The 18,077-nt window shown below is 34.3% G+C and carries 21 protein-coding genes; 12 read left to right on the plus strand and 9 right to left on the minus strand.

What is annotated here, in order from left to right; all coding sequences use genetic code 11:
• The first annotated feature begins 157 nt into the window (after positions 1–157).
• The 3 genes from B6A10_RS05055 to B6A10_RS05065 all read left to right on the plus strand — a co-directional run bounded on the left by B6A10_RS05055 (position 158) and on the right by B6A10_RS05065 (position 3,058).
• A complete protein-coding gene (locus B6A10_RS05055) occupies positions 158–571 on the plus strand; it encodes a DUF4293 domain-containing protein (protein WP_188219957.1) in 414 nt (137 codons plus the stop codon).
• 99 nt (positions 572–670) lie between these two features.
• A complete protein-coding gene (locus B6A10_RS05060; RefSeq protein ID WP_055093518.1) occupies positions 671–1,333 on the plus strand; it encodes a response regulator in 663 nt (220 codons plus the stop codon).
• Positions 1,334–1,360: 27 nt separating this feature from the next.
• Complete coding sequence (locus B6A10_RS05065; protein WP_188219958.1) at positions 1,361–3,058, plus strand: tetratricopeptide repeat-containing sensor histidine kinase; 1,698 nt, start codon at positions 1,361–1,363, stop codon at positions 3,056–3,058.
• Here B6A10_RS05065 and B6A10_RS05070 read toward each other — a convergent pair whose 3' ends face one another.
• The gene (locus B6A10_RS05070; protein ID WP_188219959.1) at positions 3,059–3,556 is read right to left on the minus strand and encodes a metallophosphoesterase family protein; all 498 of its coding nucleotides are present in this window, start codon (positions 3,554–3,556) and stop codon (positions 3,059–3,061) included.
• 211 nt (positions 3,557–3,767) lie between these two features.
• Here B6A10_RS05070 and truA point away from each other — a divergent pair, with 211 nt between their 5' ends.
• The 4 genes from truA (at position 3,768) to B6A10_RS05090 (ending at position 8,129) form a co-directional block, all read left to right on the plus strand.
• The gene (gene truA, locus B6A10_RS05075; protein ID WP_188219960.1) at positions 3,768–4,508 is read left to right on the plus strand and encodes a tRNA pseudouridine(38-40) synthase TruA; all 741 of its coding nucleotides are present in this window, start codon (positions 3,768–3,770) and stop codon (positions 4,506–4,508) included.
• An 86-nt stretch (positions 4,509–4,594) separates the two neighbouring features.
• Complete coding sequence (locus tag B6A10_RS05080) at positions 4,595–6,349, plus strand: ABC transporter ATP-binding protein (RefSeq protein ID WP_188219961.1); 1,755 nt, start codon at positions 4,595–4,597, stop codon at positions 6,347–6,349.
• Between the two features lie 3 nt (positions 6,350–6,352).
• Positions 6,353–7,138, plus strand: coding sequence for an ABC transporter ATP-binding protein (locus B6A10_RS05085; RefSeq protein WP_188219962.1), 786 nt, complete (start codon positions 6,353–6,355; stop codon positions 7,136–7,138).
• A 136-nt stretch (positions 7,139–7,274) separates the two neighbouring features.
• Positions 7,275–8,129 (plus strand): DUF5602 domain-containing protein, encoded by an 855-nt coding sequence (locus tag B6A10_RS05090; RefSeq protein WP_055093531.1) that lies wholly within the window; start codon positions 7,275–7,277, stop codon positions 8,127–8,129.
• 59 nt (positions 8,130–8,188) lie between these two features.
• Here the strand turns inward: B6A10_RS05090 and B6A10_RS05095 are convergent, their stop codons facing one another.
• From B6A10_RS05095 to B6A10_RS05115, 5 genes are all read right to left on the minus strand, one after another.
• Positions 8,189–8,653, minus strand: a complete 465-nt coding sequence (locus B6A10_RS05095) for a tRNA (cytidine(34)-2'-O)-methyltransferase (protein WP_188219963.1) — start codon at positions 8,651–8,653, stop codon at positions 8,189–8,191.
• Positions 8,654–8,674: 21 nt separating this feature from the next.
• Positions 8,675–9,247 (minus strand): pseudouridine synthase, encoded by a 573-nt coding sequence (locus tag B6A10_RS05100; RefSeq protein ID WP_055093535.1) that lies wholly within the window; start codon positions 9,245–9,247, stop codon positions 8,675–8,677.
• A 96-nt stretch (positions 9,248–9,343) separates the two neighbouring features.
• Positions 9,344–10,705 (minus strand): outer membrane beta-barrel protein, encoded by a 1,362-nt coding sequence (locus B6A10_RS05105; RefSeq protein WP_188219964.1) that lies wholly within the window; start codon positions 10,703–10,705, stop codon positions 9,344–9,346.
• Between the two features lie 39 nt (positions 10,706–10,744).
• Positions 10,745–11,299: an RNA polymerase sigma factor gene (locus tag B6A10_RS05110; RefSeq protein ID WP_188219965.1), complete on the minus strand. Its 555-nt coding sequence runs from the start codon at positions 11,297–11,299 to the stop codon at positions 10,745–10,747.
• 57 nt (positions 11,300–11,356) lie between these two features.
• The gene (locus B6A10_RS05115) at positions 11,357–11,767 is read right to left on the minus strand and encodes a hypothetical protein (protein WP_188219966.1); all 411 of its coding nucleotides are present in this window, start codon (positions 11,765–11,767) and stop codon (positions 11,357–11,359) included.
• Positions 11,768–11,916: 149 nt separating this feature from the next.
• Here B6A10_RS05115 and rmuC point away from each other — a divergent pair, with 149 nt between their 5' ends.
• Both rmuC and B6A10_RS05125 read left to right on the plus strand, forming a co-directional pair.
• Positions 11,917–13,284 (plus strand): DNA recombination protein RmuC, encoded by a 1,368-nt coding sequence (gene rmuC / locus B6A10_RS05120; RefSeq protein WP_188219967.1) that lies wholly within the window; start codon positions 11,917–11,919, stop codon positions 13,282–13,284.
• A gap of 181 nt (positions 13,285–13,465) precedes the next feature.
• On the plus strand, positions 13,466–14,008 hold the full coding sequence (locus B6A10_RS05125; RefSeq protein ID WP_188219968.1) for a YceI family protein: 543 nt from the start codon (positions 13,466–13,468) through the stop codon (positions 14,006–14,008).
• A 5-nt stretch (positions 14,009–14,013) separates the two neighbouring features.
• Here B6A10_RS05125 and B6A10_RS05130 read toward each other — a convergent pair whose 3' ends face one another.
• Together B6A10_RS05130 and B6A10_RS05135 are read right to left on the minus strand one after the other, a co-directional pair.
• The gene (locus B6A10_RS05130) at positions 14,014–14,898 is read right to left on the minus strand and encodes a DUF5777 family beta-barrel protein (protein ID WP_055093548.1); all 885 of its coding nucleotides are present in this window, start codon (positions 14,896–14,898) and stop codon (positions 14,014–14,016) included.
• A 7-nt stretch (positions 14,899–14,905) separates the two neighbouring features.
• Complete coding sequence (locus tag B6A10_RS05135) at positions 14,906–15,295, minus strand: OB-fold protein (protein ID WP_188219969.1); 390 nt, start codon at positions 15,293–15,295, stop codon at positions 14,906–14,908.
• Between the two features lie 91 nt (positions 15,296–15,386).
• Here B6A10_RS05135 and B6A10_RS05140 point away from each other — a divergent pair, with 91 nt between their 5' ends.
• Positions 15,387–15,779 (plus strand): cytochrome c, encoded by a 393-nt coding sequence (locus B6A10_RS05140; RefSeq protein ID WP_188219970.1) that lies wholly within the window; start codon positions 15,387–15,389, stop codon positions 15,777–15,779.
• 5 nt (positions 15,780–15,784) lie between these two features.
• Entirely contained in the window at positions 15,785–16,330 is a 546-nt protein-coding gene (locus B6A10_RS05145) for a YceI family protein (protein ID WP_188219971.1), read from the plus strand.
• 15 nt (positions 16,331–16,345) lie between these two features.
• Here B6A10_RS05145 and B6A10_RS05150 read toward each other — a convergent pair whose 3' ends face one another.
• On the minus strand, positions 16,346–17,260 hold the full coding sequence (locus B6A10_RS05150) for a TIGR01777 family oxidoreductase (RefSeq protein ID WP_188219972.1): 915 nt from the start codon (positions 17,258–17,260) through the stop codon (positions 16,346–16,348).
• Positions 17,261–17,390: 130 nt separating this feature from the next.
• On the opposite strand from B6A10_RS05150, the gene B6A10_RS05155 reads away from it, so the two are divergent.
• On the plus strand, positions 17,391–18,074 hold the full coding sequence (locus B6A10_RS05155) for an SDR family NAD(P)-dependent oxidoreductase (RefSeq protein WP_188219973.1): 684 nt from the start codon (positions 17,391–17,393) through the stop codon (positions 18,072–18,074).
• The last annotated feature ends 3 nt before the right edge of the window (positions 18,075–18,077 follow it).

An 18,077-nucleotide genomic window follows, 5' to 3' on the forward strand; every position in this document is an offset into this window, starting at 1 on the left:
TGGGGAATCTTGAAAAGATTTAGGTGTATTTTTTATTTTGAATTCACCGCAGTATGAAGTGCTTACGGTATTGTAATGCAATAATACGAATAAAAAATTAGGATACAATAGTATTTTAAAAAAAGAAAATATATTTTTGTAAAGCAATATTGAGAATATGATACAGCGAATTCAAACCGTATATTTACTTTTAGCTTTTGTTATTACAGGAGTTTTGCCTTTTATTTTTCCTTTATGGACTTTGAGCCACGGTAAAGCCTTTTTGTTTATGCAAAATCAGTTGTATGTTATATTGTTTGGACTAAGTACCACATTATCCGTATTAAGCATTTTATCCTATAAAAAAAGACAAAATCAATTTGTCATTGGCAGATTGAATATCATATTAAATTTGATTTTATTAGGATTGTTTTTATATCGTTCACTAAATTTATCTGGAGAAACTCCTGTAGTTTCTGAGAAAGGTATTGGGATGTTTCTGCCTATTTTTGCAATCGTGGCATTAGTTTTAGCTAATAAAGCGATTAAAAAGGATGAAGATCTTGTAAAATCTGTGGACAGATTGAGGTAACCCTATAATTTTAATTTATTAGTGCGAAGGAAACCCGAATTTAATATTCGGGTTTTTTTGTATTATATTTTATACATTTGAAAACATTAGTTTGCAATCATGGAAAAAACAATACGAATTCATTTAGCCGACGACCACAAAGTACTAATTGATGGCATGCGAACCTTATTAAATTCAATTCCTAATTTCAACGTAGTAGGTTATTCACTAAAAGGAACAACCCTTTTTGAAGAAGTAACCAATAATGCTACTGACATTTTAGTTTTGGACATTAGTATGCCCGAAAAAGACGGCATCGAAGTACTTAAGGAATTTTCTAAGAAAGGATTTCCCTGCAAAGTAATTGTACTTTCGACTTATGACGATCTGAAAATAATTCAGGAAGTAATGAAATTAGGCGCAAGCGGCTATTTGTCTAAACAATGCGCCGGAGAAAGTATTGTAGAAGCTATTCAGGTTGTAAGTACCGGCGAGGAATATTTCTCTAATCAGGTTCGGGAAACTATTTTTGATTCGGCTACTAAAAAGAATCCAAAACTTAACCAAACCACCATTAGTCCGGAATACCAGTTAACCGGAAGAGAAATCGAAATTATCACACTCATTGCCTTAGAATACAGCGGAAAAGAAATCTCCGAAAAACTTTTTATCAGTTCCAATACGGTTGAAACACATCGTAAAAATATTTTGAAGAAATTAAATGCCAAAAACACCATTAGCTTGGTCAAATTTGCCTTAAAAAACAACTTAATTAAATCTTAACCTGAAGCAGTACTACTTCTTTTATTCATGTCTTTCAAATATTTATACCGCTTTTTATTGCTATTCCTGCTAAGCAGTACTCATGTGTTGTTTTCGCAAACCAACAGCGAAATACACAAAAAAACTACGGCTTTGACTCAAAAAGCGACTCAATTAATGAAAACAGAAAAATATGAAGAGTCGCTGATACTTTCCCGCGAGGCACTGACTAATGCTATCACTTTAAAAGACAATAATCTTATTGCGCTTAATTACAACACTATTGCGGCTAATTTTGATCAGTTGGGCGAGTTTGAAAAAGCTTTGTTTTATTACAAAAAAGCTATTGTTCATGCAAATAAAACAAACAACTCTCATCTTAAAAACTGGATTTACAACAATTTGGGAAATATTTATTGCTTTAACAAAAAAGAATACAACAAAGGAATTTACTATTATAAAAAATCACTCGATATCAGCACTAAAATTGCCGATTCATCCGAAATCCTTTTCACCAAACTCAATATTGCCTGGGCTTATTTTGATATTCAAAGTTTCGATTCCGGACTTCCTTACTTGAATTATGTAAATAAATACCATCCAAAAAACGGAGACACATCAACTATTGTAGCCCTAAACATGCTTAATGGCATGTATCATTCCCATAAAAATAATTCCGAAAGAGCTACTTTTTATTTTGAAAAAGCCATAAAACTGGGAGAAAAAGAAAACGAAAAATCCGATTTATCTTTTACACATCAGGAATATGCTAAGTTTTTATACAAAATAAAAAACTATAAAAAAGCCTATGAACATTTAAACGCTTATAATAAAATTACCGACGAATTGAATAACGAAGAAAAACTTCGAAAACTAAATATTGCCGGAATTAATCTTGAAATAGACGAATACAGAAGAGAAATAGACAACATTAAAACAGAATACAAAACCAGTCACCAACTTTTGCTGGAAAAACAATCTAAAAACCGATTGTACAGCATCATTATTATCTCGACCTTATTGCTTGTTATCGTTTTTTCATATTTCTATTTTCAAAACAGCCAATTAAAACAAAAAAACAGAATCAAAGACATTGAAAGTAAAATTCAGGAAAATATTATTACCGCTTCGATAAATGGTCAGGAAATGGAACGCAAAAGAATTGCTTCGTTCCTGCATGACAACATCAGTGCTTTACTTTCTTCGGCTGCTTTACACCTCACTGTTTTTTCAACAAAAAATAAAACAAATAGTGAAGAAATCACTAAAACTAAGTCCATCCTGATTCAAACACATTATAAAATTCGGGATTTATCACACCAGCTTTTACCTTCTTTATTGGCCCGTTTTGGACTATTTTATGCCTTAAATGATTTATGCGAAATAAACTCCAACTCGGCTATCCAATTTGATTATTCCTCCAATGTGACCTCCGAAACCCGCTACGATGAAGATTTTGAAATGAAAATCTATTTCATTGTCAGTGAATTATTAAACAATATCAACAAACACAGTAAGGCTAAAAGAGCCAAATTAACTCTAAAACAACAAAATAACCAACTGCATATTCAGGTAAAAGACAACGGAATTGGCTTTGAAATCAATCCCCACAAAACTATCGACGGTTTTGGTCTCAACCAAATCAAAGCCCGAATCAACACTATGAAAGGAAAATTTAAAATTGATTCCGTTCCAAAAGAAGGAACTACCGTTAAGATTAGTGTTCCAATTGAATTCAAAATCTAATCAGGCTCTTTTCCCCAATTCGATAATTTCCAAATCCTTGATTTTATCGCCATCAATTGCAAACCGCAACATGGTACGCATTTGATGAAATCCGCTTTTTCCACAGGCTCCCGGATTCATGTGCAACAAATTGTGTTGTTTATCAAACATTACTTTTAAAATGTGCGAATGTCCGCAGATAAATAATTGCGGTGGATTAGCAAGCATTTCAGCTCTCACATTCGGATTGTATTTCCCCGGATAACCACCAATATGTGTCATCCAAACCGAAACACCTTCGCACATAAACCGATTATGCAACGGAAATTCCAAACGCGCCTGTGCATCATCAATATTTCCATAAACAGCCCGCAAAGGTTTTGCGACTTTAATGGTATCTGTTACTTTCAAATCGCCAATATCACCGGCATGCCAAACCTCATCGGCTTGATTTACATATTTTAAAATAGCATCGTCAATATGGCTGTGTGTATCCGAAAGTAAAAGGATTTTTTTCATTATTAGTTATAGAATCTATGATTTCAAAACGCTAAGATACTACGCTTTTTTTTAGGTTAAATTCTGAAATCTTAATGGTTTTTCCATAAAAATCAATTTTAACCTCAAATAGATTATCAAACAGCTCTTAACAAAAACTTAGTATCTAGCCACTAAGCAGCTTAGTTACTTTTTTGTACCTTTGAAATTCTGAAACTTTGAGATTAAAAACTTGAGATATTTTATAAAATTAGCCTATAACGGCACTCCTTATAACGGTTGGCAAATACAGCCAAACGCTCCTTCGGTACAGGAAACTTTAAACAAAGCTTTTTCTGTTTTATTACATTCCGAAATAAGCCTCATGGGAGCCGGACGAACCGATACAGGCGTTCATGCCCGGGAAATGTATGCCCATTTTGATTTTGACGCTCCTTTTGACACCCAAAAGTTAGTTTACAAACTCAATTCATTCCTACCAAAAGACATTGTTATTTATGCTATTTTTAGTGTTACTGATGAAGCGCATTGTCGTTTTGATGCTACCAAAAGAACCTATGAATACCATATCAACACTTTTAAAGATGCTTTTTTACAGGAACAAAGCTGGTATTTGAATCAAAAATTAGATGTAGATTTGATGAATGAAGCAGCAAAATTGCTGTTACAATACACCAATTTCCAGTCTTTTTCAAAAGTTAATACCGATGTAAATACGTTTGATTGTACTATTTTTGAAGCGCATTGGACACAAAAAGATAATAAATTAATTTTCACGATTTCGGCAAACCGTTTTTTGAGAAACATGGTGCGTTCTATTGTCGGAACTTTGGTAAACATTGGTTTGCATAAAATAAATTTGGACGATTTTAAATCTATTATCGAAAGTAAAAACAGAGAAAAAGCAGGATTTTCAGTTCCTGCCCACGGATTGTATTTAACAAAAATTAAATATCCTTATATAGAGGATTAGTCCTTAGTAACTAGTCCTTAGTTTTTTTATTTTTATTCTAAAAACTAAGGACTAAGGACTATAAACTAAGAACTAAAACAAAACAAATGAAAGCAAAAGTATTTGACACCCGATTATTCAAGCGAATATTGCAATATACCAAACCCTATCAATGGCGTTTTAATGGTGTGGTTATATTTGCTGTTTCCTTATCTGTTTTTGCTGCTTTACGTCCGTATTTATTAAAACAAACTGTTGACAGCTATATTCAAACCGAAGATGCTCCGGGACTTTTGCTCTACATTAGTTTAATGGGAATCGTACTTTTATTAGAAGTTTTTTCCCAATTTTATTTTGTGTATTGGGCCAACTGGCTGGGACAGGATATTGTAAAAGACATTCGAATCAAATTGTTCAAACACATTTTGAGTTTCCGAATGAAATATTTTGATTTGGTACCGGTTGGACAATTAGTTACCCGCTCAGTTTCTGATATTGAGTCGATTGCAAGAATTTTTAGCCAGGGTTTATTCATGATTATAAGTGACCTGATGAAAATGCTTGTGGTACTTATTTTTATGTTTTACATGAACTGGAAACTCACCTGGATTGTCATTATTGCAATGCCTATTCTGGTATTTGTAACCCGAATTTTCCAAGGTAAAATGCAAATTGCTTTTGAAGAAGTACGCACCCAAATTGCCAATATGAACACCTTTGTTCAGGAAAGAGTAACGGGAATGAAGATTGTACAACTCTTTAACCGCGAAGAAATTGAATCCAAAAAATTCAAAGAAATCAACGAAAAACATCAAAATGCCTGGATAAAAACCATTTTGTACAACTCCATCTTTTTCCCGATTGCTGATATTATTTCGTCATTAACTCTTGGATTTGTAGTGTTGTACGGCGGTATCAAAATCTTAAATGGCGATCATTTTACCACTTTTGGAGATTTGTTCTCTTATACCATGTTCATCAGTATGTTGTTCAACCCGTTACGTCAGATTGCGGATAAATTCAACGAGATGCAACTGGGAATGATTGCTGCCAATCGTGTTTTTGAAATCATTGATAAACAAGACCAAATCCAGGATACCGGAACTATTGAAGCTCCTGTTTTTAAAGGTGCTATTACTTTTAAAGACGTTCGTTTTAGTTATATTGACAAAGAAGAAGTCATCAAAGGAATTGATTTAAGTGTAAATCCCGGAGAAACTATTGCCATCGTGGGGTCAACTGGTGCCGGAAAATCAACCATTATCAACCTATTGAATCGTTTTTATGAAATCAAAAGCGGAAGTATCAGTATTGACAATGTTAATATTGACCATTATACACTGAGTTCGCTTCGAAAACAAATTGCCATTGTACTTCAGGATGTGTTTCTTTTTGCCGATACCATTTACAACAACATCACTTTAAACAATCCCGATATTACGAAAGAGCAGGTTTATGCTGCAGCAAAAGAAATTGGCGTACATAATTTTATCATGAGTCTGCCCGACAATTATGATTTTGATGTCAAAGAACGCGGAGTCATGCTATCGTCTGGACAACGTCAGCTGATTGCTTTTTTAAGAGCTTATGTGAGCAATCCGAGTATTTTAATTCTGGACGAAGCTACTTCTTCTATTGACACTTATTCCGAAGAATTAATTCAGCGCGCCACCGAAACCATTACCAAAGGAAGAACTTCTATCGTTATTGCACACCGACTGGCAACCATAGTCAATGCTAATAAAATTGTTGTAATGGACAAAGGATTAATCGTTGAGGAAGGAACGCATCATGAATTAATAAACAAAGAATCCGGTTACTATAAAAACCTCTATGATTCTCAATTTTCATTAGCCGAATAATTTATGAATACTTCCAATATCATATTACAGGCCAAACAAATAAGCATTGGATATGCTCATAAAAAAGAGCAAAACATTGTAGCTTCGGGTATTGATTTGACTTTAGAAAAAGGCAAATTAGTCGCTTTAATTGGTGCAAATGGGATTGGAAAATCAACTTTATTACGAACTATCACCGGCATTCAAAAAACCATTTCGGGCACTGTTTTTTTGAACGAAAAAGACATTCACCACATGAATACTTTGGCCTTAGCCAAAAATTTAAGTTTGGTTTTAACCGAGAAATTGCCTCCAAGCAATTTAAGCGTTTTTGAATTGGTCGCTTTAGGAAGACAGCCTTACACCAATTGGATTGGCACTTTAACCGAAGAAGATATTACCAAAGTCAACGAAGCCTTAGTGCTTACGCAAATCGAACACTTGGCTTCCAAAAAACATTTTGAAATTAGTGACGGCCAGCTGCAAAAAGTCTTAGTTGCCCGGGCACTTGCTCAGGACACACCACTCATTATCTTAGACGAGCCAACCACTCATTTGGATTTATTGCACAAAGTGGCCTTATTCAAACTCCTGAAAAAACTCACGAAGGAAACCCAAAAATGCATCCTTTTTTCAACGCATGACATCGATTTGGCGATCCAATTAAGTGATGAAATGATTATTATGACACCCGAAACTGTCGTTCAGGATCAACCCTGCAATTTAATTTCCAAAGGAAGTTTTAACAGCTTATTCAAAGACGAACACATTGTTTTTGATGCTACAAAAGGGAAGTTTGTAATTAGTTAATTTTTTCAAATTTAAAAAAATTAAACCACTAAAAACCAGCGATTTATTTTAAAAAAATCGTACTTTTATTCTCTTTCTTTTTGCTCCAAAGCTAAACTTATCTACATCATTAAATAATCATTTAAATTCTTTAATCATGGAAAATTTGTTTACTCTGTCCAAAAAAACGATTGCTTTTGGAGCTTTGCTTGCACTTTTTGCCTGTAGTTCAGACGAAATGACGAACAGTGATTTAGAAGCTAATTCGACCTTATTACTTTCCGGAAAAGTTAATTCCGAAAAACTACTTGTTTTTAAAGGTCCGGAAGTCCGGCTGGGTTATGGAAAAGTCCGTTCCTGGATAAGCGTTACTCAAAGTGGTAATCCCAACGAAATTGGCCTGGAAATGACCGCCGAAGCTTTTAAAAATCTTACTGATGAAGATGACAAAAAAATCCCTGCAGACCACTCGACAATCATTGTTCCTTTACATCTGAAAGCCAAACAACTTACGCCATTCAACCACATAGGACTCAACTGGAATCCGCACGGACATATTCCGGAAGGCGTTTTTGACGTTCCTCATTTTGACATTCACTTTTACATGATTTCGGTAGCTGAGCAAATGGCTATTCCGGCCTGGTCTGAAGAAACTGATGCCGCATTCAATAATTATCCACCGCAAGGATACATGCCTGCCGATTATTTTACTCCGCCCGGTGATGCCACTGCCGAGCCGCAAATGGGTAAACACTGGTTACCGGTTAATTTACCCGACTTTTTACCTTTCACCAAAATTATGATTTACGGTTCTTATGATGGTAATGTTGTATTTATAGAACCAATGATTACATTGGAACATTTGCTCTCTAAAATGGACAGTTACAACGATTATTCCCAACCGGAATTTTTCCAAAAACCCGGAAATTATCCAACAAAATATAATATTTATCACAATCCCGATAACGGCAACACTTACATCACTTTAAGTGGTTTTGTCGCACGGGAATAACAGGTAAAAAAAAAGAGGAAGCAACACTTCCTCTTTTCTTTTTTATAGCTTTGAAAAATTTAAATGCTGTTTAGAGCCAACTGTCGCTTAGCTTCGCCAACCACAAAAGCCACTGAATTAGCAATATTAAAACTTCTGATTTTATTAGACATTGGAATCGTCAGTTGATTTTCTTGTGGAAATAAAGCCAAAAAATCTTTACTCAAACCCACACTTTCTTTACCAAAAACCAACCAGTCACCGTCCTGAAATTTATTTTCCAAATACGATTTTTCGGCATGTGAACTCATCAAAAAAACTCTGGATTGATCCGGAATCTGCTCCAGCCATTCGGATACATTTTGATATTCAGTCACATCCAGATACACCCAATAATCCAAACCCGAACGTTTTAAATTTTTGTCATTTATCACAAAACCAAAAGGATGAATCAAATGCAAACGACTTTCGGTTCCTACACACAAACGACCAATATTTCCGGTATTATTTGGAATTTCAGGCTCTACTAAAACGATATTAAGCATTATTTTGATTTGTTTATTGGGTTATTTGATATTGAAATTTTCTACTTCAATTACTTCTCCGGCTTTTAAATGATTCAGATATACATTGCCAACTCTCACACGCACCAAACGCAACGTAGGAAATCCAACAGCCGAAGTCATTTTTCGCACCTGACGGAACTTTCCTTCGCTAATAGTAATGGAAGCCCAGGATGTAGGCCCGTGACGTTCGTCTCTGATTTTTTTTCCTCGGGGACCAAAATCGGGAATTTCATCTAACAATCTGGCTTCGCAGGGTTTGGTGAGGTATTTTTTTCCGTTGAAACCAATTTTAACGCCTTTTTTTAGCTCATCAATTGCTTCCTGAGTTATTTGTCCATCCACCTGAACATAATATTCTTTTTCCACTTTTTTGGAACGAACATATTCACTCATTTTTCCGTCGGTTGTCAGCAATAGCAATCCTTCCGAATCTTCGTCTAAGCGACCAATGGCCATCGTTCCTTCCGGAAAAGGGTACAATTCTCCCAATAGTTTTTTCTTTCGCTTCAATTCATAAATAAACTGACTCAGATAACCATAAGGTTTGTGAAGAATAAAATGCTGATGCGACATGCTCTGAAGTAAAATTTGCGCAAAAATAAACAAAATGAAAGCAGCGCTAAAACATTTCGAAGCGAATTCGACTCAAAATAAATTCAGACAAAAAACCTAAAAAGAAATATTCAAACCGAAATTAAAATTCAATTGTAATTGATTGAAATTTTGATTTTGAACAGGCTGCGAATAATAATTCACTCCCGGTTCTACAAAAACCTTGGTCTTTTTGTACAATTCATATTGCAACGTACTGCTTAAAACCGTTCCAAAAACCATTTCATTCACATCCGAATTTTTACCGATGGCATTATTATTCAATAAAACTTCATTAGAAATTACCGTACCTACAAATCCTCCGGTATTCAAATTAATGCGGGCTTTTCCTTTATTTAAAATAGCATAAGAAACCTCCAAAGGCAGTTCTAAATACTGCATTCTTTGGGATAAATTGGCTGTTTCATAAAAGGTAGCGCTTAAGGTATTTTGTGGCTGATTGGGCTGCTGAGGAATAAATAAATAATTCGGATTATTCACAATGTTGTGCTTCTCCTTAGGTTGTGGCGAAAACGGAATTTTAGAAACATTCACTAAACTTTTCGCCGAATTCACATAAGAAACATTTGCTAACTGTTGCCCAAGTTCGCTTACCTTTACTCCGGCTCTCACCGCCCAACGACGATTGAATTTATAATTGGTTTTCACCCCATAATTGTATCCGGTTTGAGATTCAATAGTATTTCCTAAAGACTTTTGATTTCTTACATTTTGCGAACTATTAATTCCGGCAAATAACTGCAACGACCATTTCTCCTCGGCCGAAGTTGTTTTTTCTTTCTTTTGCTGCTCTTGAGCGATAGTCTCCAAAGCGTTTTCTTCCGTCTTAGCGGCAATTGGATTTTCTTTTATTTTAGAATCGGGAACAGTAGTTTCAGCGATATTTTTAGTTGCAATTGGTGTTTTATCTGTTAAATTCCCCTCTGATTTTGATGATATTAATGATTTACTTTTATCCTCTTTAATAGTAGCTGCCGCTTTTGAAATCCCTGATACTGCTTTTTGATTAGATTGTAAAATTGGATTTTGATTTGCACTTACAACGCTGTTTTTTTGAACTGTCTGCTGCTCTTCTTTATTTTTATTGCTTACTACTCCTTTTAAAATTTCCGGTTTTGATTCCTTATTCACTAAGCTGTCTTCATTCTCTTCCGATTGAGTTCCTTTGGATTGATTCACTACTCCATTTTCATGCTGCACCGGAATATTTTGCAGTGAATGTCCTTTGTCTGAATAAAAAGTAGCCAAAAGTCCTAAACCAATTAGGAAACTAGCAGCAACCGGCCACCAAAAAGCAAAGCCCTTTTTCTTTTCGGAAGAAGCTAATTTTTCCTCAATCCCTTTCCACAAATCATCAGGAGGGTTTTTGGAAAAATCTTCCAAAGAAGAAAATAGTTTCTCTATATCATCTTTTTTCATAAGTTCTTTATAAACGTGGCCTGAAGCCAATCCTTTTCATTAATCTATTTGTTTCAAAGCTCTGATGGCACTAATTTGCTTTTGCAAATTACTTTTAGCACGGTTCAAATTTGACTTGGAAGTGCCTTCCGAAATATTCAGTACACTGGCAATTTCTTTGTGTTTCATTTTCTCAAAATAATACAGGTTAAAAACCAATCGGTATTGATCGGGTAATTGTTGAATGCATGCTAATAATTGTTCCTGCGGAATTAAAAAACGTTCAGTTTCTTCGTCTTCATCAATCATTTCTTCCGAATACATTTCATCTGTCAGCAAAACATTCTTTTTTCTCTTATTCAAAGTCTCAATGAGTTTGTTGATAAAAATACGTTTCAGCCAGCCTTCAAAACTTCCCTCAAAACGGTATTGCTCCATTTTTTGAAAAGCAATCACAAAAGCTTCCTGAAAAACATCTTTAGCATCCTCTTCATTTTTCATATATTTCAGGCACAGACCATACAATACAGGAGCAAACAACTGATAAATTTTCTGTTGTCCTCCTCTATCATTTTCGATACATTTTCGAATATAATGGTCTATTGGTTCTTTCAAAAAATAAGGCTTAAAAACAATTTAATGTTAACAAATTTAAAACATTCTTATTTTAAATTATCGGACATAGGTTAAAATATAACCATCGGCAAAATTGTCCTGAATACTCATTTCGCTCTTATCAATATATCGAATTACATAATTCATCTCGTTAAAATTCAGTAAATAATGTTCCTGATTATCAAAAATACTTTTGCCGGTTTTAATAGTATAGGGATAATTTCCGGTCTCCATATCATTCGTAAAAACGGTTACTTTTTTATTCGCTCCAAAAACCAATTTTATAACTACACCGGTACTTTCGGGTGTAATTAATTCGTTTCCGCTAATGCCGCCGCTGGATTGCTGCCAATACCAGATCCCAATTACAGCCAGACGGCTTTGTGCTGTGTCCAACTCATTTTTTGAGGAACAGCATCCTAAAAAAAGTACCATCACAAACCCAAAAGACAACTTAATTTTTCCCATACCACTAGCTGACTGATACTTATTAGAGTAAAAAAATAAAAAAGGTTGCGTGAAAAAAGCATAAAAAAAAGCTTTTGTGAACCAAATAAAAAAACCGCTAAGTCGGCATTAATCTTTATTTTTGCTTTCAACATTTATAAAACGCACTTATGTTCAATATGCTTCCTTTTTTAATCTCGTTTATCATTGCGCTTGCCATTGGTATTTTTATTGGAAAACTTATTTTTTCCGCTCGTTTTCAATCGGAAAAAATCGCTTTAGAAGAAAAATTAATCGCGCTAACCACTCAATTAGAACAATACAAAGAACAATTTTCGAATGAAAAAATCAAATTCGAAAAACAATTAGAAATCAGCAATCAGGAAAAAGAAGTCATTCGAACTGAAAAAGACAGTCTGGCAATTCAGCTTTCTAAAAAAGAAGTGGATTTTGAAAATCTTTGGGAACGCAACAAAGAGCAAAAAGACGAAGTAGAAAAATTACAGGAAAAATTCACTAAAGAATTCGAAAATTTAGCCAATAAAATTCTGGACGAGAAGTCGAATAAATTTACCGAACAAAATAAAGAAAACCTGAAAAACATTCTGACGCCGCTTCAGGATAAAATTCAATTATTTGAAAAGAAAGTCGAAGACACACACAAAGAAAGTATCGATTATCATGCGGCTTTGCGCCAACAAATTTTAGGCTTACGCGAAATGAACATTCAAATGAGCAAGGAAACCCTGAATTTGACAAAAGCATTGAAAGGCGACAGTAAGATGCAGGGAAACTGGGGCGAATTAGTTTTGGAACGTGTTTTAGAAAAATCAGGATTAGAAAAAGGACGCGAATACGAAGTACAGCAAAGTTTTACCACCGATGAAGGAAATCGCGTGATGCCCGACGTGGTGATTAATTTGCCCGACGGCAAAAAAATGATTGTCGATTCGAAAGTTTCGCTGACCGCTTATGAAAAATACATCAATGAAGACGACGACGAAAATAAAAATTCGTTTTTAAAAGAACATGTCAATTCAATCAAACGTCATGTAGAACAATTAGGCAATAAAAACTATCAGGATTTGTACCAAATTGAAAGTCCTGATTTTGTATTACTTTTCATCCCGATTGAACCTGCTTTTGCGATTGCGTTAAATGAAGATGTAAGTCTGTACAACAAAGCTTTCGAAAAAAATATTGTCATCGTGACTCCGGCTACTTTACTGGCTACTTTACGCACTATCGACAGCATGTGGACGAATCAGAAACAACAGGAAAATGCCTTTGAAATTGCCCGTCAGGCGGGAGCTTTATACGATAAATTTGAAGGTTTCGTTGGCGATTTAATCAAAATAGGTAAAAAAATAGACGAAACCAAAGTGGAATACAGTGGTGCGATGAACAAACTGGTTGAAGGCAGCGGAAACCTCATCAATCGGGTTGAAAAACTCAAAAAAATGGGTGCCAAAGCCAAAAAAGCACTACCCGAAAGTATCCTGGCCCGGGCCAAAAAAGACCACGACCTCAGCGAATAATCTCAAACCGTTTTCATTAATCTTTACTAAATGAAAACGGTTTTTATTTTATATCTAAATCTCCTTTTGTATTTCGGATAAAAAGCAATAAAAAAACGATATTCTACCCAATCTTAGTCGCAGTTTTATTAGGATTTTTTCACTTTTTTTTCTAACTTTAAGTAGAAAAATTAATGCTGCCATGAAAAAAATTCTACTCCTTTTTTCCTTTTTTTTCATTGTTCCAATAGTTGCTCAGGATAAAAAAATGACAACTAATGGCATCATTACTTTTGAAGCATCGGTTCCTTTCTATGAAGCTGTTGAAGCCAAAAACAATAAGGTTTTTGCTTTTTTGAACAGTAAAAACGGTACTATTAATTTTGTTGCGGGTATTAAAAATTTTCATTTTGAAAGAAGCTTAATGGAAGACCATTTTAATGCTAATTATATGGAAAGTAAAAAATACCCAAAAGCAACTTTTAAAGGTCAAATAGAAAAATTTTCTATCGCCAAAATTAATGCCATTCCTACCGAACACATCATCAAAGGACGCATGAATATGCATGGCGTTACAAAAAATATCCGCGTAATGGTAAAAATCTCCAAAACTCCCGAAAACAACATTGTCATTCAATCGGATTTTAGTTTGAACACCGATGATTTCAAAATAGAAATCCCTTTTATAGTTCGCAGTAAAATTTCTAAAACGGTAAATGTAAATGTGAATTGCACTTTACAATAAAGAACTTAAAAAACTCTTATCAGGTTAAACCCAAAAGAAATCTCTCCTTTCCCCCAGTCTCCCGTAGTATGTCCTAAGAAACCGGCTTCGTGCATCGCTCTTGCATTAGTAAAAAGAATTTGAAAAATATGACCGCCGGTATCAATGTCCATACCAACAGACAACGGGTTTTTGAAAACCGACTGAGATGCCCGGTTTAAATGAACACCATAATCCAGATTTAGAGAGAATCTTTTGGACAATTTATACCTTCCTCCCATTCCTAAAGCAAATTGCGCTTTATCCTGCGGATTAGGTGTAATTACATTATTGTTTTCATCTAAAACTTCTACAAGAAAATTTTCGTAGAAAAAAGTGGGCGCCATTTCCAGTGAAAAATTATCCGTGAACTTTCTTGAAATCAATAACTGACTCACATAACTCAAACGATCCTGAAATTCAAGTGAAGGATAATTATCTTTATCCAATTCTGTATTGGCGGCAATACTATTGAAAAAAGCCACTGCCAACGGAAAACCATCACTTTTTTGATTTGCCAATAACCATTTCACGCCCAAATCATAAGTCTTCTGAAATCCGCTTCGGGCAGCCTGAACCGTTACTTTATCACTTACACCATAAGCAAATTTAATTTGGGTAAAAGCCCCGTCTAAACCAAAAAAATCTTCAAATCCCTTATCCAGATAATCAAAACGATGGGAAATTATCAAATAAAAATCTCCTTTCCCGATAACTTTAGTTGTTTCAAAATTTACAATTTTTAAAGCCTTAAAAGCCGAAAGTTCCGTAGTATTTTCCATTGACGGAGTATCAATTTCTTTTAACAAATCATTTTGAGCCAAAAGAAATAAAGGGAAAAAGAAAACCAGAAATGCACATTTTATCTTCATCTTTAAACTAGTTTAAAATTATACATTGATCCATTTTAAGCTGTTCCAAAAGAGAATCATATCCAATAAGACGACCTTTAATTTTCACATTGGATTTGATTGTTACTTCAGACGGTAAGGTGTCAGTAAATACAGCAAATAACTTTTGATTTAAAACAACCGAATGAGTTTCGGGATTTAGCAAACTAACTTCGCCGCTAACGACTATCGTTTTATTTAAATATTTTGCATCAGCATCGGTTTCATTGTTTTGATAAGCATCAAAAAGAGTTTTCACATCCACCGCATAACTTTCCTTTTCAGTTGCAATATCCCGATGTTCCTTATAAACATACAAATAAGTTGCAACCAAAAACAGCAATAAAACCAATATTCCTATGCTTACTTTTTTTTTCATAATCGTAAAAACAAAACAAACAATCTACTGATTTTTAAATATTTAAAAAGAAATATTTAGTAAATTTACTTAAAATATAAATACAAAAGTCATGAGAACAATTTTAAAATTTTTCTCAATAGCAATGGTGTTGTTATTGAGTAGTTGTTCATCAGGCGGTGATTCAGATCCCGGTTCAGACCCAAATCCAAATCCGGATCCAGATCCGAATCCTACCCCTACAACTGTAACGTATACTAATACAATTAGTCTTGTTATCTCAAGCAATTGTATTTCCTGTCATGGCAGCACTCCAACTAACAATGCACCAATATCTTTAAATACTTATGCAAAAGTTAAAACGGCAGTAGAAAGCAACGGACTAATCGACAGAATTTCGCTCCCACAAGGAAACACTAATATGATGCCTAAGGACGGTACCCGATTACCTCAGGCTACCATAGACAAATTTATTACCTGGAAAAACAATGGTTACGTAGAATAATACAAATGAGACTTTTATTCCTTATCGCCGCATTTCTTTTTTTGGGAAAAACAACTGTTTTTCCGCAGGACAAAAAAATAACTAAAACAGGCCGTATTACTTTTGAAGCTTCTGTTCCGTCATTTGAAGAAGTAAAAGCAAGTAATACTACCGTTAGCTGTATTATGGACACTAAAACCGGAGAAATAGCCAGCCTGGCTCTCATGAGAGGCTTTCATTTTAAAGTTGCTCTGATGGAAGAACATTTTAATGAAAATTTTATCGAAAGCAGTAAGTATCCAAAAGCCATTTTTAAAGGAAAAATTAAAGATTTTGATGTTAACAAAACAAATGCAAAAGGACAAAAATATGATGTTAGCGGAACCCTGACTTTACATGGAGTAACCAAAGAAATTACAGTCCCGGTTATTATCCAAAAAACAGGAAATAATCTGGAATTAAACGCTGATTTTATCCTGTCTCCGGAAGATTTCAACATTAGCATCCCTAAAATTATCAAACCAAAAATTGCTGAAACCGTAACAGTAAATGTGAATTATATTTTACAATAATCTGATAAAAACCGCTTATTTCCCTAGACAATCACGCAAGGCGATTTCCAGATTTTCAAATTGAAATTTAAACCCGGATGCTTTTATTTTTACATTGGAAATTCTTCTTCCTGTAAGAACCAGTTTCGCCATTTCACCCAAAGCTAATTTTATCAAAAAAGCAGGAACATTGGGTAACCAAATTTTATAATTATAAATCCCGGCTAAAACTTTCGAAAATATTTTATTGTTAGTATCATCAGTAATAGCGGCATTATAAGCCCCGTTCATCTCTGAATTTATGATTGCTTCTAAATAAATCCGACACAAATCATCAATGTGAATCCAAGGCATAAATTGTTTTCCGGATCCTAAAACAGCACCTAATTTCAATTTAAAAACATTACTTAATTGTTTTAACAAACCTTCGTTTTCTCCCAAGACTAATCCGGTTCGAATCCTCACTGTGCGAATGCCCAAATCTTCAAACTGTTGCACGGCTGCTTCCCATTTTTGACAGCTCAAGCCTAAAAAATCGTCGGCAGGCGGCATTTCTTCAGTACAAATTTCCTTTCCGTTTACAGCTCCGTAAATCCCCACCGCCGAAGCTGAAATAAAAGCAGTTACTTTGTGATTCTTTTTTTGCAAAGCTGTATAAAGCAATTGCGCTGACGCCACTCTGCTGGATAAAATAGATTCTTTTCTTTTGTTTGTCCAACGCTTTTGAGCAATACTTTCTCCTGCCAAATGAATGACAAAATCGGCTTTTTCAATAGCTTCGGAAGCAATAGTTTGCTTTTCTAAATCCCATAAATAAAAAGAAACATCATCGGTATCAGGTTGTTTTTTTCGACTTAAAATAGATACTGAAAAACCATGAGCAACCAACATTGCCGTTAAATGTTTGCCTACAAAGCCAGTTCCTCCCGTTATTAAAACATTCTTTTTCATCAGAATCATTTTAGTTCTTATTCAAAGATACAAAGATATTTTGTTTAACATTAACAAAAAATAATTAAACAATTTGTTATCTTTATATAATAAAAACTAAATCAAATTTATTCCATTTAAAAATCTGAAAATGAGAACTATTGTAATTATAGGAGGCAGTAAAGGAATTGGAAATGCTATTGTAAAACAACAATTAGAAACTAATTGTGTTCATAATATCAGTAGAACAACGCCCGATATTTCACATGCAAATCTTAAACATTATACTGCCGATATACTGCACAATTCATTACCAAAAATCGAAACTATTGATACCTTAATTTATTGTCCGGGTTCTATAAATTTAAAACCAATAGGGAATTTAAGTCTGGATGATTTTAGAAATGATTTTGAAATAAATGTTATTGGAGCTGTAAAATCGATTCAGCATTTTTTACCGGACTTAAAAAAAGGAAAAAATCCTTCAATACTATTATTTAGTACTGTAGCAAGCAAATTAGGAATGCCGTTTCATGCCAGTATTGCAACTGCAAAAGCAGGAATTGAAGGCTTAGCAAAAAGTCTAGCTGCCGAATTAGCCACCTCTGTAAGAATTAATGCTATTGCCCCAACTATTACTGAAACATCACTTTCAGCAAGCATTTTGCGAAATGAAAAGATGAAAGACAACATGATGGAACGACATCCTATGAAAGCCTATTTAAAACCAACAGAAGTAGCTGAAATGGCTGATTTTTTAATTTCAGATAAAGCCAAATCTATTTCGGGTCAAGTATTTGAAATGGATTACGGCATCGTTAGCTTTAAAATATAAAAA

The sequence above is a fragment of the Flavobacterium pokkalii genome (assembly GCF_014596575.1).
In the GTDB taxonomy this organism is placed as follows: Bacteria; Bacteroidota; Bacteroidia; order Flavobacteriales; family Flavobacteriaceae; genus Flavobacterium; species Flavobacterium pokkalii.

Coding starts and splice junctions, on each gene's coding strand:
- B6A10_RS05055 (WP_188219957.1), top strand. CDS start 158: ATGATACAGCGAATTCAAACCGTATATTTACTTTTAGCTTTTGTTATT.
- B6A10_RS05060 (WP_055093518.1), top strand. CDS start 671: ATGGAAAAAACAATACGAATTCATTTAGCCGACGACCACAAAGTACTA.
- B6A10_RS05065 (WP_188219958.1), top strand. CDS start 1,361: ATGTCTTTCAAATATTTATACCGCTTTTTATTGCTATTCCTGCTAAGC.
- B6A10_RS05070 (WP_188219959.1), bottom strand. CDS start 3,556: ATGAAAAAAATCCTTTTACTTTCGGATACACACAGCCATATTGACGAT.
- B6A10_RS05080 (WP_188219961.1), top strand. CDS start 4,595: ATGAAAGCAAAAGTATTTGACACCCGATTATTCAAGCGAATATTGCAA.
- B6A10_RS05085 (WP_188219962.1), top strand. CDS start 6,353: ATGAATACTTCCAATATCATATTACAGGCCAAACAAATAAGCATTGGA.
- B6A10_RS05090 (WP_055093531.1), top strand. CDS start 7,275: ATGGAAAATTTGTTTACTCTGTCCAAAAAAACGATTGCTTTTGGAGCT.
- B6A10_RS05095 (WP_188219963.1), bottom strand. CDS start 8,653: ATGCTTAATATCGTTTTAGTAGAGCCTGAAATTCCAAATAATACCGGA.
- B6A10_RS05100 (WP_055093535.1), bottom strand. CDS start 9,247: ATGTCGCATCAGCATTTTATTCTTCACAAACCTTATGGTTATCTGAGT.
- B6A10_RS05105 (WP_188219964.1), bottom strand. CDS start 10,705: ATGAAAAAAGATGATATAGAGAAACTATTTTCTTCTTTGGAAGATTTT.
- B6A10_RS05115 (WP_188219966.1), bottom strand. CDS start 11,767: ATGGGAAAAATTAAGTTGTCTTTTGGGTTTGTGATGGTACTTTTTTTA.
- rmuC (WP_188219967.1), top strand. CDS start 11,917: ATGTTCAATATGCTTCCTTTTTTAATCTCGTTTATCATTGCGCTTGCC.
- B6A10_RS05125 (WP_188219968.1), top strand. CDS start 13,466: ATGAAAAAAATTCTACTCCTTTTTTCCTTTTTTTTCATTGTTCCAATA.
- B6A10_RS05130 (WP_055093548.1), bottom strand. CDS start 14,898: ATGAAGATAAAATGTGCATTTCTGGTTTTCTTTTTCCCTTTATTTCTT.
- B6A10_RS05135 (WP_188219969.1), bottom strand. CDS start 15,295: ATGAAAAAAAAAGTAAGCATAGGAATATTGGTTTTATTGCTGTTTTTG.
- B6A10_RS05140 (WP_188219970.1), top strand. CDS start 15,387: ATGAGAACAATTTTAAAATTTTTCTCAATAGCAATGGTGTTGTTATTG.
- B6A10_RS05145 (WP_188219971.1), top strand. CDS start 15,785: ATGAGACTTTTATTCCTTATCGCCGCATTTCTTTTTTTGGGAAAAACA.
- B6A10_RS05150 (WP_188219972.1), bottom strand. CDS start 17,260: ATGAAAAAGAATGTTTTAATAACGGGAGGAACTGGCTTTGTAGGCAAA.
- B6A10_RS05155 (WP_188219973.1), top strand. CDS start 17,391: ATGAGAACTATTGTAATTATAGGAGGCAGTAAAGGAATTGGAAATGCT.